The 22,585-nt window shown below is 70.1% G+C and carries 26 protein-coding genes and 1 tRNA gene; 15 read left to right on the forward strand and 12 right to left on the reverse strand.

Annotation, left to right across the window (positions count from 1 at the left end):
* Nucleotides 1-171: 171 nt before the first annotated feature.
* The 5 genes from ACZ6Z4_RS25990 (at nucleotide 172) to ACZ6Z4_RS26010 (ending at nucleotide 5,778) form a co-directional block, all read left to right on the forward strand.
* Nucleotides 172-1,335 carry a Gfo/Idh/MocA family protein gene (locus ACZ6Z4_RS25990; RefSeq protein WP_465569424.1) on the forward strand — a complete coding sequence of 388 codons (1,164 nt, stop codon included), beginning with the start codon at nucleotides 172-174 and terminating at the stop codon, nucleotides 1,333-1,335.
* A complete protein-coding gene (locus tag ACZ6Z4_RS25995; RefSeq protein ID WP_465569426.1) occupies nucleotides 1,332-2,546 on the forward strand; it encodes a dihydrodipicolinate synthase family protein in 1,215 nt (404 codons plus the stop codon). Before ACZ6Z4_RS25990 ends, ACZ6Z4_RS25995 begins: the two co-directional genes overlap by 4 nt.
* Complete coding sequence (locus ACZ6Z4_RS26000) at nucleotides 2,543-3,358, forward strand: sugar phosphate isomerase/epimerase family protein (RefSeq protein ID WP_465569428.1); 816 nt, start codon at nucleotides 2,543-2,545, stop codon at nucleotides 3,356-3,358. Before ACZ6Z4_RS25995 ends, ACZ6Z4_RS26000 begins: the two co-directional genes overlap by 4 nt.
* 26 nt (nucleotides 3,359-3,384) lie before the next feature.
* Nucleotides 3,385-4,134 carry a sugar phosphate isomerase/epimerase family protein gene (locus ACZ6Z4_RS26005; protein WP_363677202.1) on the forward strand — a complete coding sequence of 250 codons (750 nt, stop codon included), beginning with the start codon at nucleotides 3,385-3,387 and terminating at the stop codon, nucleotides 4,132-4,134.
* A 216-nt stretch (nucleotides 4,135-4,350) separates the two neighbouring features.
* Nucleotides 4,351-5,778, forward strand: coding sequence for a diguanylate cyclase domain-containing protein (locus tag ACZ6Z4_RS26010; RefSeq protein WP_465569430.1), 1,428 nt, complete (start codon nucleotides 4,351-4,353; stop codon nucleotides 5,776-5,778).
* Here ACZ6Z4_RS26010 and ACZ6Z4_RS26015 read toward each other — a convergent pair.
* Genes ACZ6Z4_RS26015 through ACZ6Z4_RS26030 form a run of 4 tightly spaced genes read right to left on the reverse strand, consistent with a single transcriptional unit; the run spans nucleotide 5,762 to nucleotide 7,969 of the window.
* The gene (locus tag ACZ6Z4_RS26015; RefSeq protein ID WP_465569432.1) at nucleotides 5,762-6,361 is read right to left on the reverse strand and encodes a DUF6461 domain-containing protein; all 600 of its coding nucleotides are present in this window, start codon (nucleotides 6,359-6,361) and stop codon (nucleotides 5,762-5,764) included. The genes ACZ6Z4_RS26010 and ACZ6Z4_RS26015 overlap by 17 nt on opposite strands.
* Complete coding sequence (locus tag ACZ6Z4_RS26020; protein ID WP_465569434.1) at nucleotides 6,358-6,840, reverse strand: GNAT family N-acetyltransferase; 483 nt, start codon at nucleotides 6,838-6,840, stop codon at nucleotides 6,358-6,360. Before ACZ6Z4_RS26020 ends, ACZ6Z4_RS26015 begins: the two co-directional genes overlap by 4 nt.
* A gap of 35 nt (nucleotides 6,841-6,875) precedes the next feature.
* Nucleotides 6,876-7,727: a Fic/DOC family protein gene (locus tag ACZ6Z4_RS26025; RefSeq protein ID WP_465569436.1), complete on the reverse strand. Its 852-nt coding sequence runs from the start codon at nucleotides 7,725-7,727 to the stop codon at nucleotides 6,876-6,878.
* On the reverse strand, nucleotides 7,724-7,969 hold the full coding sequence (locus ACZ6Z4_RS26030; RefSeq protein WP_465569438.1) for an antitoxin VbhA family protein: 246 nt from the start codon (nucleotides 7,967-7,969) through the stop codon (nucleotides 7,724-7,726). The genes ACZ6Z4_RS26025 and ACZ6Z4_RS26030 overlap by 4 nt, the downstream gene beginning before the upstream one ends.
* 147 nt (nucleotides 7,970-8,116) lie before the next feature.
* Here ACZ6Z4_RS26030 and ACZ6Z4_RS26035 point away from each other — a divergent pair, with 147 nt between their 5' ends.
* The 3 genes from ACZ6Z4_RS26035 to ACZ6Z4_RS26045 all read left to right on the forward strand — a co-directional run bounded on the left by ACZ6Z4_RS26035 (nucleotide 8,117) and on the right by ACZ6Z4_RS26045 (nucleotide 11,076).
* Nucleotides 8,117-9,697 (forward strand): alkaline phosphatase D family protein, encoded by a 1,581-nt coding sequence (locus tag ACZ6Z4_RS26035; protein ID WP_465569440.1) that lies wholly within the window; start codon nucleotides 8,117-8,119, stop codon nucleotides 9,695-9,697.
* A 98-nt stretch (nucleotides 9,698-9,795) separates the two neighbouring features.
* The gene (locus ACZ6Z4_RS26040) at nucleotides 9,796-10,668 is read left to right on the forward strand and encodes an aldo/keto reductase (RefSeq protein ID WP_465569442.1); all 873 of its coding nucleotides are present in this window, start codon (nucleotides 9,796-9,798) and stop codon (nucleotides 10,666-10,668) included.
* Nucleotides 10,669-10,731: 63 nt separating this feature from the next.
* On the forward strand, nucleotides 10,732-11,076 hold the full coding sequence (locus ACZ6Z4_RS26045) for a tetratricopeptide repeat protein (protein WP_363677211.1): 345 nt from the start codon (nucleotides 10,732-10,734) through the stop codon (nucleotides 11,074-11,076).
* Here the strand turns inward: ACZ6Z4_RS26045 and ACZ6Z4_RS26050 are convergent.
* Complete coding sequence (locus tag ACZ6Z4_RS26050) at nucleotides 11,069-12,721, reverse strand: glycosyl hydrolase family 28-related protein (protein WP_465569445.1); 1,653 nt, start codon at nucleotides 12,719-12,721, stop codon at nucleotides 11,069-11,071. The genes ACZ6Z4_RS26045 and ACZ6Z4_RS26050 overlap by 8 nt on opposite strands.
* Before the next feature lie 122 nt (nucleotides 12,722-12,843).
* Here ACZ6Z4_RS26050 and ACZ6Z4_RS26055 point away from each other — a divergent pair, with 122 nt between their 5' ends.
* From ACZ6Z4_RS26055 to ACZ6Z4_RS26065, 3 genes are all read left to right on the forward strand, one after another.
* A complete protein-coding gene (locus ACZ6Z4_RS26055; protein WP_465569447.1) occupies nucleotides 12,844-13,977 on the forward strand; it encodes an LLM class flavin-dependent oxidoreductase in 1,134 nt (377 codons plus the stop codon).
* A complete protein-coding gene (locus ACZ6Z4_RS26060; protein ID WP_465569449.1) occupies nucleotides 13,974-14,600 on the forward strand; it encodes an FMN reductase in 627 nt (208 codons plus the stop codon). Before ACZ6Z4_RS26055 ends, ACZ6Z4_RS26060 begins: the two co-directional genes overlap by 4 nt.
* Before the next feature lie 79 nt (nucleotides 14,601-14,679).
* Nucleotides 14,680-15,054, forward strand: coding sequence for a YciI family protein (locus tag ACZ6Z4_RS26065; RefSeq protein ID WP_465569451.1), 375 nt, complete (start codon nucleotides 14,680-14,682; stop codon nucleotides 15,052-15,054).
* 10 nt (nucleotides 15,055-15,064) lie between these two features.
* Here ACZ6Z4_RS26065 and ACZ6Z4_RS26070 read toward each other — a convergent pair whose 3' ends face one another.
* Nucleotides 15,065-15,832: an SDR family NAD(P)-dependent oxidoreductase gene (locus tag ACZ6Z4_RS26070; RefSeq protein WP_465569452.1), complete on the reverse strand. Its 768-nt coding sequence runs from the start codon at nucleotides 15,830-15,832 to the stop codon at nucleotides 15,065-15,067.
* A 205-nt stretch (nucleotides 15,833-16,037) separates the two neighbouring features.
* Here ACZ6Z4_RS26070 and ACZ6Z4_RS26075 point away from each other — a divergent pair, with 205 nt between their 5' ends.
* Together ACZ6Z4_RS26075 and ACZ6Z4_RS26080 are read left to right on the forward strand one after the other, a co-directional pair.
* Nucleotides 16,038-16,577 (forward strand): GNAT family N-acetyltransferase, encoded by a 540-nt coding sequence (locus ACZ6Z4_RS26075; protein WP_465569454.1) that lies wholly within the window; start codon nucleotides 16,038-16,040, stop codon nucleotides 16,575-16,577.
* Nucleotides 16,578-16,781: 204 nt separating this feature from the next.
* Nucleotides 16,782-17,159: a hypothetical protein gene (locus ACZ6Z4_RS26080; protein ID WP_465569455.1), complete on the forward strand. Its 378-nt coding sequence runs from the start codon at nucleotides 16,782-16,784 to the stop codon at nucleotides 17,157-17,159.
* A 1-nt stretch (nucleotide 17,160) separates the two neighbouring features.
* On the opposite strand, the gene ACZ6Z4_RS26085 is transcribed toward ACZ6Z4_RS26080, so the two are convergent.
* The 6 genes from ACZ6Z4_RS26085 to ACZ6Z4_RS26110 all read right to left on the reverse strand — a co-directional run bounded on the left by ACZ6Z4_RS26085 (nucleotide 17,161) and on the right by ACZ6Z4_RS26110 (nucleotide 21,643).
* The gene (locus ACZ6Z4_RS26085; RefSeq protein ID WP_465569457.1) at nucleotides 17,161-17,748 is read right to left on the reverse strand and encodes a GNAT family N-acetyltransferase; all 588 of its coding nucleotides are present in this window, start codon (nucleotides 17,746-17,748) and stop codon (nucleotides 17,161-17,163) included.
* Complete coding sequence (locus ACZ6Z4_RS26090) at nucleotides 17,745-18,632, reverse strand: DUF72 domain-containing protein (RefSeq protein ID WP_465569459.1); 888 nt, start codon at nucleotides 18,630-18,632, stop codon at nucleotides 17,745-17,747. Before ACZ6Z4_RS26090 ends, ACZ6Z4_RS26085 begins: the two co-directional genes overlap by 4 nt.
* A 6-nt stretch (nucleotides 18,633-18,638) precedes the next feature.
* Nucleotides 18,639-19,643, reverse strand: a complete 1,005-nt coding sequence (gene fgd / locus ACZ6Z4_RS26095) for a glucose-6-phosphate dehydrogenase (coenzyme-F420) (RefSeq protein WP_465569460.1) — start codon at nucleotides 19,641-19,643, stop codon at nucleotides 18,639-18,641.
* Between the two features lie 105 nt (nucleotides 19,644-19,748).
* Nucleotides 19,749-20,435, reverse strand: coding sequence for a hypothetical protein (locus ACZ6Z4_RS26100; protein WP_465569462.1), 687 nt, complete (start codon nucleotides 20,433-20,435; stop codon nucleotides 19,749-19,751).
* Nucleotides 20,432-21,022, reverse strand: coding sequence for a hypothetical protein (locus tag ACZ6Z4_RS26105; protein WP_465569464.1), 591 nt, complete (start codon nucleotides 21,020-21,022; stop codon nucleotides 20,432-20,434). The genes ACZ6Z4_RS26100 and ACZ6Z4_RS26105 overlap by 4 nt, the downstream gene beginning before the upstream one ends.
* A gap of 66 nt (nucleotides 21,023-21,088) precedes the next feature.
* The gene (locus ACZ6Z4_RS26110) at nucleotides 21,089-21,643 is read right to left on the reverse strand and encodes a hypothetical protein (protein WP_465569466.1); all 555 of its coding nucleotides are present in this window, start codon (nucleotides 21,641-21,643) and stop codon (nucleotides 21,089-21,091) included.
* Between the two features lie 82 nt (nucleotides 21,644-21,725).
* On the opposite strand from ACZ6Z4_RS26110, the gene ACZ6Z4_RS26115 reads away from it, so the two are divergent.
* A tRNA-Arg gene (locus ACZ6Z4_RS26115) sits at nucleotides 21,726-21,801 on the forward strand.
* 132 nt (nucleotides 21,802-21,933) lie between these two features.
* Complete coding sequence (locus tag ACZ6Z4_RS26120) at nucleotides 21,934-22,464, forward strand: YciI family protein (protein WP_465569468.1); 531 nt, start codon at nucleotides 21,934-21,936, stop codon at nucleotides 22,462-22,464.
* Nucleotides 22,465-22,585 lie beyond the last annotated feature (121 nt).

Here is a 22,585-nt window from a genome sequence, read left to right on the forward strand (position 1 = left end):
CCGGTTTCGGCAAGCGGTTGACTCGTCGTGGTGGTCGACCTAAGGTTGCGAGCACGCGCTTGGAAAGGGCTTTCCGAGCGGGAGTCGGGAGGCGTTGCGCGTGCCCGGCGGTGTCCGCCCCGACCGAACCCTGCGCAGCAAGTACCAGCGCGCCGAAGAGAGGTAGTGACTGTGAGCGAACGACGCGTCGGCATCGTGATGAACGGCGTCACCGGACGGATGGGACTGCGCCAGCACCTGGAGCGGTCGATCGTGGCGATCCGGGAGCAGGGTGGGATTCCCGCGGCCGACGGGTCGATGATCATTCCGGACCCGATCCTGGTCGGGCGGAACGAGCTGAAGTTGCGGCGGATCGCCGAGCAGTACGGGTTGACTCGGTGGACCACCGATCTGTCTGCGGCGCTGGCGGAGCCGGACGTGGAGATCTACTTCGACTCCCAGCTCACGCAGTTGCGGGAGAAGGGGGTCCGGGCCGCGGTCGAGGCCGGGAAGGCGATCTACTGCGAGAAGCCGATCGCCGAGGGACTCGACGCGGCGGTTGATCTGGCGAAGCTGGTGCGCGACTCGGGGCTGAAGAACGGGGTCGTGCAGGACAAGTTGTCGCTGCCGGGGCTGCGGAAGCTGAAGCGGCTGGTCGACGGTGGGTTCTTCGGGAAGATCCTGTCGGTGCGCGGCGAGTTCGGGTACTGGGTGTTCGAGGGCGACTGGCAGGAGGCGCAGCGGCCGGCCTGGAACTACAAGTCCGAGGAGGGCGGCGGCATCGTCGTCGACATGTTCTGCCACTGGCGGTACGTGCTCGACCAGATCTTCGCGCCGGTCAAGTCGGTCTACTGCCAGGGCGCGGTGCACATCCCGCAGCGCTGGGACGAACAGGGTTACGAGTACGTCGCCACCGCCGAGGACGCGGCGTACGGCGTGTTCGAGCTCGAGGGCGGAATCATCGCCCAGCTGAACTCGTCCTGGGCGACCCGGGTGTTCCGCGACGAGCTGGTCGAGTTCCAGGTCGACGGGACCGAGGGGTCCGCGGTCGCCGGGCTGCGCAACTGCCGCGCCCAGCACCGTTCGGCGACGCCGAAGCCGGTCTGGAACCCGGACCTGCCGGCGGCGTACTCGTTCCGCGACCAGTGGGCCGAGGTGCCGGACAACGAGGTGTTCGACAACGGGTTCAAGGTGCAGTGGGAGATGTTCCTGCGGCACGTGGTCGACGACGCGCCGTTCACCTGGGACTTCGTCGAGGGCGCCAAGGGCGTGCAGCTGGCGGAGCTCGGGCTGCAGTCCTGGAAGGAAGGCCGCAAGCTGGAGGTCCCGGCGCTGGCGATCGAGAACAAGGCATGAGCCTCTCGCTCCGACTCCCCGCCTTCGGCGGGGGAAAAGAAGAGGGTGGGGGGAGCGGAGCCGCCCCGGCCGGACCCGGCGGGGCCGGGCCGGGCGGGCTCGCCGAGTACCGGCTGGTTGGCGAGCCTGTTGCTCATGGCAACTACCAACCAGCGCGCAGTCGGCTGGCGTTCGCGGCCGCTCACGTGGTGGCCGATCCGCTGGGCGACAACTCCCCCGGAGCGCCCGCCGTCGTCGACTGGGAGCACACGCTCGGGTTCCGGCGGCACCTGTGGTCGCTCGGGCTCTCGGTCGCTGAAGCGATGGACACCGCTCAGCGCGGCATGGGGCTGGACTGGGCCGCCACGCAGGAGCTGATCCGGCGATCGGCCGCCGAGGCTCCGAACGGGCGGATCGCGGTCGGCGTGGGCACCGACCAACTCCCAGCCGGTGAGCACAGCCTCGACGCGGTGATCAAGGCGTACGAGGAGCAGCTCGCGGTCGCCGAGGAGGCCGGCGCGCAGCCGATCCTGATGGCCAGCCGGGCGCTCTGCGCGGCGGCAGCAGGGCCGGACGACTACCGCAAGGTCTACGACCACCTGCTCGCCCAGTCGACCCGACCGGTGATCCTGCACTGGCTCGGCAGCATGTTCGACCCGGCGCTCGACGGCTACTGGGGCACCGACGACCTCGACGCCGCGGCCGATGTCGTCGTCGAGCTGATCGAAGCGAACACCGCCAAGGTCGACGGCATCAAGGTCTCGCTCCTCGACGCCGCCAAGGAAGTTGCTCTGCGCAACAGAATCACCACCAGGCTCTACACCGGCGACGACTTCAACTACCCCGAGCTGATCCGCGGCGACGACCAGCGCCACAGCGACGCCCTGCTCGGCATCTTCGCCGCCATCGCCCCCGCGGCCGCCGCCGCGCTGAAGGCGATCGACGACGGCGACCTGACCCGGTACGACGAGGTCTTCGCGCCGACCGTCCCGCTGGCCCGGCACATCTTCTCGGCGCCGACGCCGTACTACAAGACCGGGATCGCCTTCCTGGCCTGGCTGAACGGCTACCAGCCGGGCTTCGGCATGGTCGGCGGCCTGCAGACCGGCCGCTCGGTCCCGCACCTGGCCGAGACGTTCCGGCTCGCCGACCAGGCCGGCGTGCTCACCGACCCCGAGCTCGCCACGCGGCGGTTCACGCAGCTGCTCGCGACGTACGGGATCGACGCATGAACCGCTACAGCCTCAACCAGGCGACCACGAAGTACTGGCCGCTGGAGGACGTCGTCGCGGCCAGCGCGAAGGCGGAGCTGGAGTGGATCGGGTTGTGGCGCGAGCCGATCCAGGAGTACGGCGTCGAGAAGTCTGCACGACTCGTCCAGGAAGCCGGCTTGAAGGTCTCGTCGCTGTGCCGTGGTGGTTTCTTCACGGCGACCGACCCGACTGAGCGCAAGGCGAAGATCGAGGACAACCGCAGGGCGATCGACGAGTCCGCAGCCCTCGGTACCGACACGCTGGTGCTGGTCAGCGGTGGATTGCCGCCCGGCTCCCGGGATCTGGAGGGAGCAAGAAGCATGGTGCAAGAGGGTTTGGCGGAACTCGCGCCGTACGCCGAACAGCACGGCGTCCGGCTCGCGATCGAACCCCTGCACCCGATGTTCTGCTCCGACCGCTGCGTCGTCTCGTCGCTCGGCGGCGCGCTCGACCTCGCCGAGCAGTTCCCCGTCGAGCAGGTCGGCGTGATCGTCGACGCCTACCACCTGTGGTGGGACGCCGACGTCTACCGCCAGATCGAGCGGGCCGGCGCCCGGATCTGCTCGTACCAGGTCAGCGACTGGACCGTCCCGCTCCCCGCGGACACGCTGCTCGGCCGCGGCATGATGGGCGACGGCGCGATCGAGCTGCGCCGGCTGCGCGAGGCCTGTGACGCGGCCGGGTACGCCGGGCCGGTCGAGGTGGAGATCTTCAACCAGGAGCTGTGGGACGCGCCCGGCCAAGAGGTGTTCGACCTGGCGCTCGCCCGCTACCAAGAGCACGTTGCCTGAAGCCCCCAACTGAAGGAGCACGTCTCGTGAGCATCCCCGCCGACGGAATCGGCATGCACCTGTACACGATGCGCGACGTCCTGAAGGACGACTACTCCGGCACCCTCAACCAGCTGGCCGGGATCGGCTACCGGACCGTCGGCGTCAGCGGCCGGTTCGGCCACTCGGCCGCCGACATCCGGCGGTTCGCCGACGACGCCGGGCTGAAGATCGTGCTCGAGCACGTCGGCTACTCGCGGCTGACCGACGACTGGGAGGGCGCGCTCGAGGACGTGCGGACGCTCGGCGGCGAGTGGATCGTGGTCCCGTCGCTGCCCGACGAGCTGCGCACACTGGACGGGTTCCGCGAGGCCGCGGCGGCGTTCAGCAAGGCCGGCGAGACCGCCAAGCAGGCGGGGCTGAAGCTGCTGTTCCACAACCACGGGCACGACTTCGAGGTCGTCGACGGGCAGGTGAAGTTCGACATCCTGCTGAACGAGGTCGAGCCGGAGCTGCTCGGCTTCGAGCTCGACCTGTACTGGGTGGTGAACGGCGGCCAGGACCCGATCGACTACTTCCAGCAGCACCCCGGCCGCTTCCCCGCGCTGCACGTCAAGGACATGGCCGCGGACGGTTCCTGGGAGGACGTCGGCGCCGGCACGCTCGACTTCCCGGCGATGTTCGCGCACGCGGACAGCGGCGGTGTGCGGCAGTGGCTGGTCGAGCACGACGCGCCGACGGATCCGTGGGTCTCCGCGCGAACGAGCTACCAGAGCTTGGCGCAAATGCGGTTCTGACCGGCGTACGGCGTACAGTCGTCACTGGCAGTACGTGAACGGTCACCGCCCGAGGTCAGCACGATCGTGCCACGGCATTCCGGGGACGTTGCTCTCCGGGCGCGATCTGTCACTCTGTGAGGGGGCCCTCACCACGGCGGGGTTCCCGTGAGGCCGCCGACGCCGTGACGCCGGAGCAGCGCAGTGCAGAACGAGCCCACCGTACGGTTGACGGCCGTGCGCCGTCTCTACGAGGTGAGTGCCCGGATGGGCGCCGGCCGGAGCCTGGCCGAGACCCTGCAGGCCGTCGTCGACGGGGTCGTCGACGGCCTCGGGTTCGGCATCGCCGTGCTGAACCTGCGGCAGCCGGACGGCAAGTTCGAGGTGATCGCGGTCTCCGGGTCGCCGGAGGCGCGCGAGGCGCTGCTCGGGACGGTGAGCGCCGCGGACATCTTCGACGGCGAGTTCGAGATCGCGGACGTCTGGGGCGGGCTGCGGTTCGTGCCGCACGAGCGGCTGCCCGAGGGTGAGGTGGTCGGCTGGGTGCCCGACGTACCGATCTCGACCGATCCGGACGCGTGGCACCCGCTGGACGCGCTGTTCGCGCCGCTGCACTCCTCCGACGGCGAGCTGGTCGGGATGCTGTCGGTCGACCTGCCCGAGGACCAGCGGCGGCCGGGTCCGGTGCACCGGGAGCTGCTGGAGATCTTCGCGACCCAGGCCGGGCTCGCGATCGACAAGGCCCGGCTGACCGACCAGCTGCTCGCCGAGAAGGCCCGGCTGGAGGCGAGCGAGACGACGTTCCGGCTGGTCTTCGAGGGCGCCGGGAACGGGATGGCCACGATCGCGCTCGACGGGCCGGAACGCGGCCGGGTGCTGCGGGTCAACGAGGCGTTCTGCCGGATCACCGGCTACACCGCGGCCCAGCTGGTCGGGTCGCCGCTGATGGACTACCTGGAGGACGAGAACGCCGGGCAGACCGAGCGCGAGGTCGCCGAGCTGACCGAGGGCCGCGGTCCGTACCGCTTCGAGCGGACCTTCCGGCGTACCGACGGCCTCGACATCTGGCTCGGCGGCACCGCCGCGATCGTTGATCAGGGCAACAAAGAGCAGCCGCGGATCGTGCTGATCCAGATCGACGACGTGACCGCGCGCAAGGAGACCGAGCGCGAGCTGCAGCACCACGCCGCGCACGACGCGCTGACCGGCCTGCCGAACCGGCGCCTCCTGCAACACCGGTTCACCACAGCGCTGCAGCGCTCCCGCCAGAGCGGGCGGCGCGGGGTGCTGCTGTTCTGCGACCTGAACCACTTCAAGCTGGTCAACGACAAGTACGGCCACGAGGCCGGCGACCAGGCGCTCCGCGAGATCGCCGGGCGGCTGCTGTCCGCCGTACGGCACGGGGACACGGTGGCGCGGCTCGGCGGCGACGAGTTCGCCGTACTGGCCGAAGAGATCGACGGCGCCGACCTGGCCGCGCTGATGCGCCGGATCGAGGACTCGGTCAACCGCCCGCTGACCGGGATCGACGTCCCGGTCACGACCAGCATCGGCACGGCGGTGGTCAGCCCGTACACCGCCGACCTCGACGAGCTCCTGCGCACCGCCGACCACGAGATGTACCAGGCGAAGCAGCGCAGCCGGGGTATCACCGCGGCAGAGTGACCAGCCCGGACAGGTACTCGGCGTCCTCGAGCAGCTGCTCGGTGACGGTCAAGCCGGTCAGCGCGTGACACAGCACCATGGTCTTCTCCTCGTAGTGCTCGTAGTCGCTGTCCTCCTCGTCGCTGAGGTCATAACCGATCTCGACCAGGAGGTCGCGCAGACCGTCCGGATCCGCCCCGTCCCGCCAGGCGGGCCGCATCGGGTCGAACCGCAACCGGATCTCGCCGTCGCGGCACCAGAGGAAGAAGCTGTCGCAGTCCACGTTGCTGGAGTGCGCCGTGACGTCGGTGCCGACGGACAGCGGGACGGCGATCGACGGGCTGGTCCCGAGGAACCCGTTCGACTCGACCAGCAGGGTGCCGCCGGGCAGGCCGATCGCACCGATCGGGTACGGGTTGTGGGTGTGGAAGGGGAAATGCCGCTCGGCGTACATTCGGAACGGGAGCAGGCCGGCGACCGATTCGATGTTCTCTGCGCCGAGGCGGTTGAGCGTCTCGATCGGGTCGAGGTCCTTCACCGAGGTCAGGCAGTAGGCGTCGTTGAGCGGGTGCCGCCGGAACCAGGTGTAGTCCGTGTAGTTCATGAACCGAGCGCCGTGAGCGCGTCGTCGGTGAGGCGGAAGGTCGTCCACTCGGACTGCGGGCGGGCGCCGAGCGCGGCGTAGAAGTCGATCGCGGGGGTGTTCCAGTCGAGGACGGACCACTCCAGGCGCTCGTAGCCGTTCTGGACGCACTCCTGGGCCAGCGCGGTGAGCAGGGCCTTGCCGAGGCCGGAGCCGCGCTGCTCGGGGCGGACGAAGAGGTCTTCCAGGTAGATGCCGTGGACGCCGCGCCAGGTGGAGAAGTTCAGGAACCACAGCGCGCAGCCGACGATCTCGCCGTCGTGTTCGGCGACGTGCGCGAACACCGCGGGCGTGGGGCCGAACAGGGCGGTGTCCAGTTGGGTCGCGGTCAGCCGGCAGGCGTCGGGCTCGCGCTCGTACTCCGCCAGCGCGTAGACCAGCTCCACGATCGCCGGTACGTCGTCCGGCCGGGCGCGCCGGATCCGCTCATCGATCTGCATGGGGCCATCCTGCCTGGTCAGCGCTCGATGCCTGGTCAGGCCTCGCGTTCGGGCGCCTTGGCCGGGCTGATGGTCTGGGGCCGCGGGGCGGACTGCTCGGCGGTGGGCCCGCTGCGGTGCGTGCTCACGTTCTGGTACGTCGAGTTCTGCAGTGCGATCGCCTTTGCCAACTCCGGGTCAGCGGCGGCCGCGGGCTGCGGGTCGCGGGCGACGACGACCCGGTCGAAGACCGGCTCCAGCTTGTCCGGGAGCAGCGTGCCGGTTTGGGTCGGGTCGGTCATCGACTCGTAGGCGGCCTGGTTCCACTCGAGCTGCTCGACCTGGTCGAAGTCCAGCCGGTACGGCGTACTCTCGGTCAGCTGCTGCAGGAACAGCTTGGTGGAGGCGCCGTTGCCCTCCCGGAACGGGTGCGCGCAGTTCAGCCGGCAGTGCACGTCGGCGATCCGGCGGACGAACTCGTCGCGGGACAGGTTCGGCCAGTCGGTGCTCTGCGCGATGGCGTTGATCCGGTCCATCCACTCGCCGGTCCGCTCGTACGCCAAGAACGTCTGGCCGAACTTCACCAGGTCGACGTCGCGGAACTCACCGGCCCACTCGTACACGTCCTGGAACAGGTGCTGGTGGATCGCCTGCAGGTGCGCCGCGTCGAAGGTGCGCGGGATGTCGACCTCGCCGCGGTCGATCTCGCCCTGCCGCATCGCGCGGATCTTGTACTCGGCCTCGCGCAGCGCGAAGGGGTCGGTGAGGCCGAGCTTGTTGCGCAGCGGGCCGCCCGGGGCGACGAGCAGGCGGTTCCAGCGCTGCATCTCCGCCGAGAGCTGCGGCTCGGGGGCCGGAGCCTGCTGCTCGGCGGCTTGGGGCTGCTGCTCGGGGGCCGGTTCGGTCACGCCCCGCCCTCGGCCGGGCTGCTCCGGCGGGTCACCTTCGCGATCGTCCGCCGCGTGTACTCGGCAGCGTCGATCCGCCCCAGCTCCCGGTCGACCAGATCGGCGACATCCTCCTGATCAGGCTCCCACCCGTCCAGCCGCCCACTCGCCAGCGCATCGCTCACACGCTGCTTCTGCGCGTCGTCCAGCGGCGCGAACAGCTCCGGCCAGCGGCGGGCGTAGCGGCACGGCTGGTACGTCATCTCAAGCACTCCTGCAGGTTCGGTGGCCAGATCTCAGCGTATCGAGCAGTTTCGTTCACTTCGGCGTCGCACCGCGGTCCGCGCGCCGTCATCCACCGGCTGAAGGCTGATCCGGACCCCCCTCTCCCCGCTCCAGGAGGATCTGTGATGTCTGTCTCCCGACGGCGTTTTCTCGGGTACGGCGGTGCCGGCACCGCCGCGGTGCTGCTCGGCACCGGTGTCTGGGACGCCTCGACCACGTACGCCGTTCCCGGCCGGGCCGGCAACCCGTTCACGCTCGGCGTGGCCTCCGGCGACCCGAAGTACGACAGCGTGGTGCTCTGGACCCGGCTGGCCACCGACCCGTTCGCCGTCGACGGCAAGGGCGGGATGCCGAACAAGCCGGTCCGGGTCGAGTACGAGGTCGCGCTCGACGAGCGCTTCCGGTTCGTCGTACGGCGGTCCAGCGTGCTCGCGACGCCGGAGCTCGGGCACTCGGTGCACCCCGAGATCCACGGGCTGCTGCCGGACCGCGAGTACTACTACCGCTTCCGCACCGGCCACGAGGTCTCGCCGACCGGCCGGACCCGGACCACGCCGCACCCGCTGACCACGCCGCGCAACCTGCGGTTCGCGTTCGCCTCGTGCAACGCCTGGCAGGACGGGTACTTCACGGCGTACGAGCACATGGCGCGCGAGGACCTCGACCTGGTCGTGCACCTCGGCGACTACCTGTACGAGTCGGGTGTGAAGACCAACAAGCGCGGCGTCGAGACCGACCCGCGGTTCCACACCGAGACCTTCGACCTGGCCCGGTACCGGCTGCAGTACTCGCTCTACAAGTCCGAGGCGCCGCTGCAGGCCGCGCACGCGGCGCACCCGTGGATCCACACCTTCGACGACCACGAGGTGGAGAACAACTGGGCCGGCGACCTGTCCCAGGCCGACACCGAGCCGGACCAGGACCCGGTGATCTTCAAGCAGCGCAGGGCGCAGGCGTTCCAGGCGATGTACGAGAACCTGCCGCTGCGGCACGAGCAGATGCCGTCCGGCCCGGACATCCGCTACCACCGGCGGCTGCCGTACGGCCGGCTGGCGGACTTCACCATCCTCGACACCCGGCAGTACCGCTCGGACCAGCCGTGCGGCGACGGCGACTCGTCGACCTGCGACGACCGCTTCGACCCGGACAACACGATGCTCGGCGGCAAGCAGCGCAAGTGGCTGCTGGACGGCTTCCGGCAGTCGCGGGCCCGCTGGCAGGTGCTCGGCAACCAGACCCCGATGGGCCAGACCGACTGGACGCCCGGGCCGGAGACCCACGTCTGGCTCGACCCGTGGGACGGTTATGTTGCCGAGCGCAACAAGGTGCTGGCCGCCGCGCAGGACAGCGGCGTCCGCAACCTGGTCGTCATCACCGGCGACCGGCACCAGAACTACGCGCTGGAGCTGAAGCGCGACTTCGCCGACCCGGACTCGCGCACGGTCGGCACCGAGTTCGTCGGTACGTCGATCACCAGCGGCGGTGACGGCGCCGACAGCACCGACCAGGGCCGGCAGTTCCTGGCCGCGAACCCGCACCTGAAGTTCTTCAACTCCCAGCGCGGCTACGTCCGGGTGACGGTCGACGAGCACCAGTGGCGCTCCGACTTCCGCGTCGTCCCGTTCGTCAGCAAGCCCGACGCCCCGGTCAGCACCCGCGCGACCTACGTCGTCGAGGACCGGCGCGCGAACGTGCACCTGGGCTGACGCGCAGCCCGGCCGAACGGGATTCAGCAACTGGAGTGCTTACTGCATCCGTATTTTGCTGTTGGATTTCGTTCGGCCGGTGCGGGAACTTGGAGCGCATGGCTACGAACAAGAACCGCAGGATCGGCGACGTCGAGGTCAGTGCGATCGGGCTCGGCGGGATGCCGATGTCCATCGAGGGCCGTCCGGACGACGAGAGCCGGTCGGTGGCGACGATCCACGCGGCGCTGGACGCCGGGATCACGCTGATCGACACCGCCGACGCCTACCACCTGACCGCGACCGACGTCGGGCACAACGAGTCTCTGATCGCGAAGGCGCTGGCGTCGTACGGCGGTGACACGTCGAACGTGCTGGTCGCGACCAAGGGCGGGCACCTGCGGCCCGGTGACGGCTCCTGGACGCTGAACGGCTCCCCGGAGTACCTGAAGCAGGCCGCCGACGCGTCGCTGAAACGGCTCGGGGTCGAGGCGATCGGGCTGTACCAGTTCCACCGGCCGGACCCGAAGACGCCGTACGAGGAGTCGGTCGGCGCGATCCGCGACCTGCTCGACGCGGGCAAGATCCGGCAGGCCGGCATCTCCAACGCGAACCCGGAGCAGATCAAGCAGGCGCAGGAGATCCTCGGCGGCCGGCTCGTCTCGGTGCAGAACCAGTTCTCCCCGGCCTTCCGGTCGAGCGAGCCGGAGCTGGAGCTGTGCGACGAGCTCGGTATCGCGTTCCTGCCCTGGTCGCCGCTCGGCGGGATCTCGAAGGCGTCGGACCTCGGCGAGAAGCACCCGGCGTTCCACCGGATCGCTCAGGAGCTGCAGGTCAGCCCGCAGCAGCTCACGCTGGCCTGGATGCTGGCCAAGTCGCCGCACGTGATCCCGATCCCGGGGTCGAGCCGGCCGGAGACGATCCGCGACTCCTCCGCCGCGGTCGACCTGGAGCTGACCGCGGAGCAGGTCGCGGAGCTGGACGCCGCCTAGGAATACCGCCGCCGGGGCGGGCGTTCGAAACGATGTTCGCCCACCCCGACAGGAGGTCTGCTGATGGAAGACATGCGTGCGTTGAGCTACGGCCTCGGCCGGCAGTACTTCGAGGAGAAGGACTACCGCGGGGCGATCAAGGCGCTGAAGCCGGTGGTCGACGAGACGCCGGACGACGTGGGCACGCGGCTGCTGCTGGCCCGCGCCTACTACCACTCCGCGCTGCTGAAGCCCGCCGAGGAGCACCTGACCGAGGTGATCGCCCGCGAGCCGACCGAGTACTACGCGCACCTGATGATGGCGCGCACGCTCGAGCGGCAGTCACGGGCCGACGAGGCGGTCAAGCACCGCCGGATCGTGGCGGCGCTGACCGGCGACGACAGTCACCTGGCCACGCACACTATTTGAGCGAGCGCTGCGCGGCGTACAGATCCGGTACGCCGGGCCGCGCGCCGAGCAGGAAGGTGCCGTTCTCCAGGTCGCCCTGGAAGTCGCGCGGCAACCCGCTCGGGTCCGACGTGAGCCCCTGCAGCCCGACCGTGAGGCTGCGGGGCGCCACGTCGGCCAGCTGAATCGCGTACGGCGTACCGCTGGTGATCCGCACGTTCCAGTGTGCGATCCGCGCGCCGAACAGCGGACCGGACGCCGCCGAACCACCGACGCGACCGTTGTTGACCAGCGTGATGTCGGTGCGCGCGTTCTCGAACGGCATCGCCCGGTGCGTGTCGAACGTCCCCTCGGCCATCCGGCCGCGGCGCCAGACGTTGCCCGCGGACAGCCCTTCGAGATTGAGCCCGTGGTGCAGCGCTCCGGATGGCAGCGGCACCGTGAACGCCTCGATCTCGAACCCGTCGACCAGGTTGTCGTGGGCCTGCATCCGGCAGGCGAAGCTGTGGTGCGCCGACCGGCCGCCGACCACGACGTCGGTCAGCGTGACCGCCTTCGTGGTGGTGAACCCGAAGCCCAGGTCGCAGTTCTCGACGCGGACGTCGTCGGCCCAGCAGTCGTGCACCGCCTGGAAGCACAGGCCGTTCGCGCCGGGATGGCGGTTGTGGATGGTCATCGGCTTCAGCTCGTTGCGGATCGTCAGCGACTCGACGCCGACGTCGTGCACGGTCGGCCCGATCTCCCGCAGCCGCGACGGCCAGCTCGGCCTGAGGTCGTAGCGCAGCGGCTGCGCGAGTTCGACCAGGCGGTCGCCGAGGATCTTCGCGATGCGGACCGGCCACTGCAGCGTCGCGTACTGGATGTACTGACCGGCCGACCCGGTGGTCAGCTGCGGCGCCTTGACCGGCCAGTCGTACGCCGCCGTACCGGGGACGTCGCCGGCCAGGTGCTTGAGGACACCGGCGTCGGCCGGGTTGTCGGTCTCCAGTACGACGAGGTCGCCGGCCTTCAGGCTCGCGGTGCTGGACACGAGCAGCGTCCGCTGGCCGCGCGACGCGGCGCCGACCTCGGCGAGCGTGTCGCCGAGCAGCCAGCCCTCCGACGCGGCGAAGTCCTCCGCCTCCGACTTGGCCTTGCGCTCCGGCGCGATCACCCAGATCTGGCCGCCGGTCCACGACCAGCGGCTCTGCAGGCTCGGCTGGAGGTTCGGGCGGTAGCTCTCCTCGAGCGGCCGGGTGAAGTGCAGGATCGTGCGGTCCCGGCCGGAGCCCTTGAGCACGACGTTCGACCAGTGGATCCAGACCGGTGAGTCGAGGCGGTAGACGCCCGGCGGGACGAGGACGGTGGCGCCGCCGTGCGTACCGGCGTACTGGACTGCTTTGTTGAAGGCTGGGGCGGCGTCGGTGCTGCTGCCGGGGCGGGCGCCGAAGTCGGTGACCTTCACGACCTTGCGCGGGCGGCTCGGACGTTCGCCGCCGCGGTAGCCGGCGTGCGAGATGTCGGGGATCAGCGGGTGCGTGCCGGGCGTCTCGGCCCACTCGGCGAGCAGTTCGGTGGAGGCGTCGCGTCGGCCGTACTGGCTGGCCTGGGCGGGCGCGCCGGAGAGTAGTCCGGCGGCGGGAATCGCGGCGGCGCTGCCCAGGACGAGGCGGCGGGAGAGCATCATGAACGAACTCCTCGGGGCGGAAGGGGTTTCGCAGGGTGGGACCAAGTTTCACTGGGCGGACCGGAATAGACAAGAGCTGGAAATAGTTCAATAATTAACTACCTACTTCGAGGAGAACCCTGATGCAGTTCGGCATCTTCAGCGTCAGCGACGTGACGCAGGACCCGACCACGGGCACGACCGTGTCCGAGGCCGAGCGGATCAAGGCGATGGTGACGATCGCGCTGAAGGCCGAGGAGGTCGGCCTGGACGTCTTCGCCAGCGGCGAGCACCACAACCCGCCGTTCGTGGCGTCGTCCCCGACCACCATGCTCGGCTACATCGCGGCCCGCACCTCGAAGCTGATCCTGTCCACCTCGACCACGCTGATCACCACCAACGACCCGGTGAAGATCGCCGAGGACTACGCGATGCTGCAGCACCTGGCCGACGGCCGGGTCGACCTGATGATGGGTCGCGGCAACACCGGCCCGGTCTACCCGTGGTTCGGCCAGGACATCCGCAACGGCATCCAGCTCGCCGTCGAGAACTACGCCCTGCTGCGCCGCCTGTGGCGCGAGGACGTGGTCGACTGGGAGGGCAACTTCCGGACCCCGCTGCAGGGCTTCACCGCGACCCCGCGGCCGCTCGACGGCGTCCCGCCGTTCGTGTGGCACGGCTCGATCCGCTCACCGGAGATCGCGGAGCAGGCGGCGTACTACGGTGACGGCTTCTTCCACAACAACATCTTCTGGCCGGCCTCGCACACCGCGCAGATGATCGGCCTGTACCGCCGCCGCTTCGAGCACTACGGGCACGGCGCCGCCGACCAGGCGATCGTCGGCCTCGGCGGCCAGGTCTTCATGCGGAAGAACTCCCAGGACGCCGTCCGCGAGTTCCGCCCGTACTTCGACAACGCGCCGGTCTACGGCCACGGGCCCTCGCTGGAGGACTTCACCCGCGAGACGCCGCTGACCGTCGGCAGCCCGCAGGAAGTGATCGAGCGGACCCTCGGCTTCCGCGAGCAGTTCGGTGACTACCAGCGCCAGCTGTTCCTGATGGACCACGCCGGTCTGCCGCTGAAGACGGTGCTCGAGCAGCTCGACATCCTCGGCGAGGAGGTCGTGCCGGTCCTGCGCAAGGAGTTCGCGGCGCTGAAGCCGGCGCACGTGCCGGACGCGCCGACGCACGAGTCGCTGAAGACCGCGGCCGAGCGGGCGCACTCGCTGGAGTCGCTGTCCACGCCGGAGTCGGTCGCGGAGGGAGTCGAGCGATGAAGGCGCTGCCGCGTCCCGCCGGCGAACGCACCATCGCGGTGGTGACCGCCGGGCTGACGACCCCGTCGTCGACCCGGCTGCTCGCCGACCAGCTCGCCGCCGCCGTCCGGGACACCCTGGACGGCCGCGGGGTGCCGCACCGGATCGTCGTCGTCGAGCTGCGCGACCACGCGCACGACCTGACCAACAACCTGCTCACCGGCTTCCCGTCGGCGGCGCTGCGCGAGGTGCTGGAGACGGTCGTCGAGGCCGATGCGCTGATCGCGGTCACGCCGACCTTCAGTGCGTCGTACAACGGGCTGTTCAAGATGTTCTTCGACGTGCTCGACGACAAGGCGCTGGTCGGCAAGCCGGTCCTGATCGGCGCGACCGGCGGGACCGAGCGGCACTCGCTGGTCCTGGAGTACGCGCTGCGGCCGCTGTTCGCCTACCTGCAGGCGGTCGTCGTACCGACCGGTGTGTACGCCGCGTCGTCGGACTGGGGGCCGCACGCGGCCGCGCTGAAGACGCGGGTCGAGCGGGCGGCGACCGAGCTCGTCGACCTGGTGACGGCCCGGCCGGCGACCGGGGCCGTGGACCCTTTCGCGAACCCGACGCCGTTCGAGGACTTGCTGAACAACTAGAAATGTCGAGGGCCGCTGACCGGATCCGATGTAGCGTCGGAAGGCCGATCAGCGGCCGCTCGTTCGTTCAGGAGTCCACATGAAGTACGTCGTACTGATCTACTCCAGCCCGCGGCCGTGGGGCCACCCGACCGGCGACTTCATGCCGGAGCACCAGGCGCTCCCGCAGGCCGAGCGCGACCAGCTCAACAGCTCCTTCGAGACTCTGCTGGGCGATCTCCAGTCGAAGGGCGAACTGCTCGGCGGCGAAGCCCTCGGCGACCCCGCGACCGCCAAGCTCTACCGCTGGTCCGGCCGCGCCGTCGTCACCGACGGGCCGTACTCGGAGTCCAAGGAGCACCTCGCGGGGCTGTTCCTGATCGACGTCTCCCCCGAACGCGCCGAGGAGGTCGGCCAGGCCTTCGCAGGGCCGGGCGAGACGGTGGAGATCCGCCCGATCCACTCGTTCGACTAGGGCGTGCCTCTTAAGGCATCAGCTGGCCGCCGTTGACCTCGACGATCTGGCCGGTGACGTAGGAGCTCATCGCGTCGCTGGCCAGGTAGAGGATGGTGCCGACGCACTCGTGCGGCGTACCGGTGCGGCCCATCGGGATCGTGCCGAGCATCGCCTTCAGCTGCTCCTCGCCGGTGTGCCGGTCGTGGAACGGGGTGCTGATCACGCCCGGGGAGATCGCGTTCACGCGGATGTTGTCGGGCGCGAGCTCCTTGGCCAGGCCGTGCGTGAAGGTGCTGACCGCGCCCTTGCTGGTCGCGTACACGACCGACCCGCCGCCTCCGCCGTGCCGGCCGGCGATCGAGGTGACGTTCACGATCGCGCCGCTGCCCTGCGCGCGGAACACCGGCACGATCCGGCGGCTCATCGCGAACACCGAGGTCAGGTTCACGTCGATGATCCGGCGGAACTCGTCGTCCGGTACGTCGGTCACCGGCGACCGCTTCACCAGGTCGCCGGCGTTGTTGACCAGTACGTCGATCCGCCCGTGCTTGGCCAGCACCGCGTCGATCAGCGCTCCCGCCGCGTCCGGGTCGGCCAGGTCGGCCTGGTGGACGGACCCGTCGCCGCCGGCCGTCTGCACGGCGCTCAGCGTGTGCTTCGCCCCGGACTCGTTCGCGTGGAAGTGCAACGCGACCGTCGCCCCCGCCTCCGCGAACCCGACGGCCGCAGCCGCCCCGATCCCACTACTGGCGCCGGTGACGAGCACAACCTGGTCCGAGAAGTCGAGAAATCGCATTCCCCCATCCTGCCCAATGACAGAGTTCCCAAAGGTTTTGGGGCCGCCCGGTCTGGACTGAGGAGGGAGGGAGCGCAGCGACCGACCGACGAGGGAAGACCGGGCGAGAAAGCCCCAAAACCCGCGGCGACGAAGTCGACGCCAAAAGTACTGAGACAGGCCGGTGAACGAGTTGCGGTTGTTCCGCCGGAGGTATGTTCGACGAATGGGTTACGACCTGGCGACGCTCGAGCTGCGGCGGTGGCGTGTGGCTGACGCGTTGCGCTTGACCGCGGCGCACGCAGACCCGGACATGGCGAACCAGGGCGGCATCCGCGATACCGCGAGCGCCGTCGACTGGATCGGCCGGGTCGCCGATCTCGACAACGGGCACGTGTACGCCGTCGCGGACGCCGACGACCACCCCGTCGGCTGTGTCGCGGTGACCAACATCGATCGCCACCAGGTCGGCTGGACGTGGTACTGGACGATCGCCGCGGTCCGCGGTCAGGGCATCGCCCGCGACGCCCTGCGCGCGCTCGCCGACTGGGCACACCACGACGCCGGGCTCTACCGCCTCGAGCTCGGTCACCGGACGAACAACCCGGCCTCCTGCGGTGTCGCCGCGGGCGCCGGGTTCCTGTACGAGGGCCTGGAGCGCGAGCGCCTCGCCTACGACGGCACCCGGTACGACGTCGAGCGGCACGCCCGCCTCGCCTCGGACCCGCTGGAGAGTCCGCAGCGCCCGGTCACCATCAACACCTGACGCTCTCAGGCGACGCGCGCCGTACTACGCGATGCTCAGGACGCCGCCGCGCCCGTCGCCAGCAGATGCTCCTTGCGAACGCCCCAAGCCCCGGCGCTGAGCAGCCACGCCCTCGCCTTCATGACCGGATGCTAGATGCTCCCCGGGTCCCGCGGACAGGCGTTGCGGGAGGCGACCGGGGCCGGGAGCCCATACGGTTGGACCATGGGCAAAGGCAACCGGCTGTCGTTCTTCTCGTTGGTGATCGGTGGGGCGGCGGGTTTCGGGTTGCTGTGGATCACACGCCGCGCCTGGGACGACTGCGGCGTCAAACTCACCGGCCCGGTCGGCAACGGCCCGACCCTGCTGTTCGTCGGCCTCCCGGTCTCGCTGGTGGTCAACATCGTCCTGTTCAGCGTCGTCTGGCGCGTGATGAAGAAGGGCGGCGGCGGCAAGTTCCTGATGCCCCTGATCGGCGCCCTGGTCGCGATCGCGATCGCCGACCTGGCCCTCTTCTCCTGGGCCGGCACGCCGGCCGGCCTGGCCGCCCCGATCTGCCCCGCGAACGTGCCGCCGTGGTGGCCGGAGTGGATCCCGACCTGAGTCAGACCGCGGGTGGCGCGTAGGAGCGCCACCGCTCCTCCACGACGTACCCGAGCGCCTCGTTCGCCCCGATGCTCGCCGCGTTGAGCGCCGCTCCTCCGGTCCCGAAGACGGTGACTCCCTCGTCGAGCAGCGCGAGGACCGAGGCTGCCTTGACTGCTTGCCCCAGGCCACGGCCGCGGTAACTGGCAAGCACCGAGGTGAAGCCGGTCTCCCCGAGCCGCTGGTCGCCGGCGCCCTTCAGGCTAATGGTCGTTGCCGCGACCAACCGTTCCCCGTCGAGCGCGCCGAAGACCCGGCCTTCGCTCCACAGCTCCCGGATCGTCGCGAGCGACCCGACGACCCGCTCGGTTGCCGGCGTGTACGGATAGTCCGCCTCGTTCGCCTTCTCCAGCGCGTGCAGTTCCTCGGCGTACGACGAGTCCAGCTCTCGTACGACGACGCCCGTCACCCGTCGCACCGCCGCGTCGAGCAGCGCTAGGTCGGGGTCGCGCAGCCGCGCACCCCAGGACTCGCCGACGACGGTGTACCCAGCGGCCTCCAGCTCGACGCAGCGCGGGTCGTCGGCGCGAAGCACCTCGTATCTCATCCGGTGATGCCCAACCGACGCGCCAGCGCTTCCGCGTCGTACGGGGCGTGGACCTTCACGTCGTTGTCGAAGTAGGCGTACACCTCGCGCTGACGGCGTGGCGCTGGCGTGCCGACGCGTTGGCCGTTCGTCGGGGTGCGTCCGCCGTGCCAGGTGTTGATGCGTCCGGCCCAGCGGTCTAGGGCGGCGTCGTCGTAGCCGCTGACGTAGAGCTCGTCGGCGCCGTGGAGGCGCACGTAGACGAAGTCCGATGCGGTGACGTCGTCCAGCATCGGCCACTTGCCGGCGGTGTCGGCGCAGACCAGGGCGATGTCGTGGTCGCGCAGCAGGTCGACGAACCGGCTGTGCTCGTACGACGGGTGCCGCACCTCCAGCGCGTGCCGGACCGGCTGGTCGACCGTTGCCTCCAGCAATGATCGGTCGTTCATCCGCTCGTCGTGCTTGCGCGCCAACGCAGCCGCTTCACCCGTCGTCCGCGGCAGCAGCTCGAAGAAGCGTGCCAGCCGGTCCTCGTCGTACCCGAGCGTGCCGGGCAGCTGCCAGAGCACCGGCCCGAGCTTCTCCCCGAGCGCGAGCACGCCGGAGGCGAAGAAGTTCGCCAGCGGCGTCGCGACGTCCTCGAGCTTCTTCATCTGGGTGATGAACCGCGGCCCCTTGACCGCGAACACGAACCCGGGCGGCGTCTCGTCGTACCAGCGCCGGTACGACGAGACCTGCTGCAGCGAGTAGAACGAGCCGTTCAGCTCGATCGAGTTCAGCCGCCGCGACGCGTACTCCAGCTCGGCGCGCTGCGGCAGCCCGTCCGGGTAGTAGACCTTGCGCCAGGGCGCGTACCGCCACCCCGAGATCCCGACCCGGTACGGACTGTCCGGCCAGCGCTCCACCAGCGATCAGCCGAGCTTGCGCAGCAGCGGTACGACGTCCTCGGTGAACTGGGTCAGGAAGCGCTCCTGGTCGTGGCCGGGGCCGTGCACCACGAAGTGGTTGAAGCCGGCGTCCAGGTACGGCTGGAACTGGCGGACGACCTCTTCGGGGTCGGAGGCGACGATCCAGCGCTTCGCGACCTGCTCGATCGGCAGCTCGTCGGCGAGCCGCTCCATCTCGGTCGCGCTGTCGACGCTGTGCTTCTGCTCGGGCGTCAGCGACAGCGGCGCCCAGAAGCGGGTGTTCTCCAGCGCGTGCTCCGGGTCGCGGTCGTAGGAGACCTTGACCTCGAGCATCCGGTCGACGTCCTCGAACTTCTTGCCGGCCTTCTCGGCGCCCTCGCGGACGGCCGGCATCAGCTTGTCGTTGTAGAGCTCCATGCCCTTGCCGGAGGTCGCGATGAACCCGTCACCCACGCGGCCGGCGTACTTGGCGACCAGCGGTCCGCCCGCGGCGACGTAGATCTTCAGCGGCGTCTCCGGACGATCGTAGATCGACGCCTCGACGGTCTTGTAGAACGGCCCGTCGGAGCTGACCGTCTCCTCGGTCCACAGCGCCCGGATCAGGTCGACGGACTCGCGCAGCCGCGCGAACCGCTCCTTGAACTCGGGCCACTCACGACCGGAGACCGCGATCTCGTTCAGCGCCTCGCCGCTGCCGACGCCGAGCATGATCCGGCCCGGGTACAGCACGCCCATCGTCGCGAACGCCTGCGCGATCACGGCCGGGTTGTAGCGGAAGGTCGGCGTCAGCACCGAGGTACCGATCAGGACCCGGTTCGTGCGCTCACCGACGGCGGCCATCCAGGCCAGCGCGAACGGCGCGTGGCCGCCCTCGTGCCGCCAGGGCAGGAAGTGGTCGGAGACGGTGACGCTGTCCAGCCCGAGCTCCTCCGCGCGTACGGCGTACTCGACCAGCTCGCGCGGCCCGAACTGCTCCGCCGACGCCTTGTACCCGATCCGAATGCTCACCCTGCTGCTCCTCCGTCGTAGTCGGTCCACCGAGTGACAACCCACGCGCCGCACGTTCTATGCCGCCACCGTACTGCGCGGGTGGGCCCGGTGATCGCGGAGGAGTCAGGGGGTCTGCGCCCAGATGTCGTTGATCACCCGCTGGGCCTGGGTCTGGTCGCCGGTGGCGACCGCTCCGACCAGCCACCAACGGCCGGCCGGCCCGCGGAAGGCGTGGCTCAGGGTCACCTGGTACCGCTTGCCGCCGGCGCCGAACCAGGTCCGGTCGCCGCGGGGCGTCGTCGGCGCGGTGGCCTTGAACTCCTTCGTCCAGTCCGCGTCGAACGCCGCCCGGCCGGCCAGGCAGGCCGCCCGCTCGCCGCACGGCCGGACCGCGATCCGCAGGTCGACCTCGGCCTGGCCGGGGTCGGAGCGGGTCAGCGCCCGGCGGTAGATCGTGGTCGAGGACTCCCCCGACCGGTCCTCGTCGAGCAGCGGCGGCCGCGGGAACCCGAACTCGAACGGCAGCTCGAGGCTGCGAGTCGAGTAGACCTCCGGGCCCTTCGGGTAGACCGCGCCGACCAGACCGACGTACGGCGCGGGCTCGAAGCGCTGGCCGCCGAGCGGCTTCGGCAGGCCCGGCGCGAGGACGCCGGTCGGCAGCGCGCCCGGGCTGACCGCGGGCTGCGGCGGCGCCGTCGGCTCGGTCTCGCTGGTCGCGCTGCGCACCGCGGCCCCGACCGAGTACGCGGCGCTGAACACGATCAGCACGGCGACGGCGGCGACGCCGTACACCCACCACTTGGTCTTCACTTCGCCTCCCAGATCGCGCGGTCCGCGAGCGCCAGTGCGGCCTGCTCGGCCTTGTCGGGGTTCACCGGGTGGGCCTCGTAGTCGACCTGGACGATGACGTCGGCGCGCAGCACGACGGCCGAGACCTTCCACTGCTCGCCGCCGGTCCCGGCCACCCGCTCGACGCGGGTCGGGTACGGCCGGCCGGCCTCGAGCTCGCCGTTCTCCCGGTCGAACGCCTTGCGCGCGACCTCGTCCGGCGGGTACGGCGGCTGACCGCTGCCGGCGAGCTTCCCGCCGTACGGCGTGACGCGGACGTTGACGGTCGCCGCGGTGAAGGTCTGCTGACCGCTCTCCTCGGCGACCGCGCGGCAGCGCACCTCACCGGTGCCGGTCTGCGCGAACTCCTCAGAAGATGCCTTGGGCAACAACCCGGCGATGCTGCCGAGCCGCTGGCACAGGTCGGCCGGAAGTTTGCGGGCCGCCGCGACGTCGTCCTCGTGCACCGGCTGCCCGGCCGCGAACCCGATCCCGAGCCCCGCGATCAACGCCACCCCGGACGCGATCAGCGCCCCTCGCACCACTCCACTGCCCCAGACCCCAGCCACCTGGAAGCTCCCTTTCGGCCGCCGACAACGCGTCTTAGACGAGCGTGACCAGGGTCTGGTTCCGTCTCAGCCGAGCAAAGTTTTGACGGTGCCACCGGACTCGCTCAGCTTGGAGCCGAGGCCGGACAGCGCCTCGCCGACCGACGCGAGGATGCCCGACAGGTCCTGCAGGTTGCCGGCCAGGCTCTCGATCTCGGTGGCGACACCGCTGACCTGACCACTGCCGTCGTTCAGCCGCTTGGCTGCCGCGTCACCGATACCGGGGATCTTGTCCAGCTCGCCGGCCAGCCCGGACAGCATCCCGGCCGCGTCCTTCAACCGGTCGCGGGCCGCGTTCATCGTGGTGGCGCTGCCGCTGAGCGCCTTCCGCGCGCCGCCCTCGCCGTCGTCCCCGACCAGCGCACCGGCCGCCTTCGCCGCCTGCTCCCCGGCCTCGGCCAGCCCGCCGCCTATCGTCTTCAGCAGGTCCGGCAGCTTGCCGATGAACCCGAGCGCGTCGTCCGGCAGCTCCTTGACCAGCTTCAGCACCTTCTCGAAGTCGTCGGAGTTCTCCAGCACGAACCCGACGGCCTTCTTCACGTCACTGAGATCCCGCCCACCGAGCAGATCACCGATGTCCATGCCGGAAAATGTAGTCCCGGCCCGCCGCCGCCCCCGATTAACACCCCGAGGCCGTCTCGTTGTATCGTTTTCGTCGTTGCCTGCGCTCGTAGCTCAACGGATAGAGCATCTGACTACGGATCAGAAGGTTGGGGGTTCGAATCCCTCCGAGCGCGCCAGCAAAGCCTCAGGTCACCAGGTGGACGACCTGAGGCTTTGTCGTTTCCGGACCCCGGACGACGTGGGCCTTCGGCAACCTGTGCAGGCGAAACCCGGTTGAGGTCGCGGGGCGCCGGTGCGATGGTCCGGGGATGGAGTACTTCGTGTACGGGCGGGACCGGGCCGGTGCGTTTCCGCTCAAGGTCGCGCTGACCGAGGAGCACTGGGCGTTCATGGACGGGTACGCCGGAGCGCTGATCGCGCGTGGGCCGACGTTGACCGCCGACGATGAGGACGCCGAGACGACCGGCAGCCTGCACATCCTCGACGTACCGGATGCGGCCGCGGCCGCGCGGTTCGCGTACGACGAGCCGTACTTCCTGGGCGGGGTGTTCGACGAGGTCCTCGTACGCCGCTTCGACCGGCGGGTCGGCACCACGATGTGGGACTTCGCGAGCGCCGTACCGGGGTGGACGCGGTACCTGTTGATCGCGCTCGACGGTGTCGAGCGGGAGCTGCCGGAGTCGCACGTGATCATGGCGGGCGGGTTGCTCGACGACGACGGGAAGCCCGTCGGGCAGGCCGCACTCGTCGAGGCGCCGAGCGCGGACGAGGCGGCCGAGCTGCTTCCGGGAGCGGAAGTGCACGTCTGGCGCTTCGGCGGCAGACCCTCCGAGAACTAGACCACCCGACCCCGATGCCTCGCGTCAGAACCACCCGGCGCGGGGCTTCAGCACGTTCAGTAGCCACTGACGCCAGGAAACTTCCGGTGGAAAGCGGTTGTCGGCGGAACTTTGTGATCGG

This window comes from Kribbella sp. NPDC104740 (genome assembly GCF_055583505.1).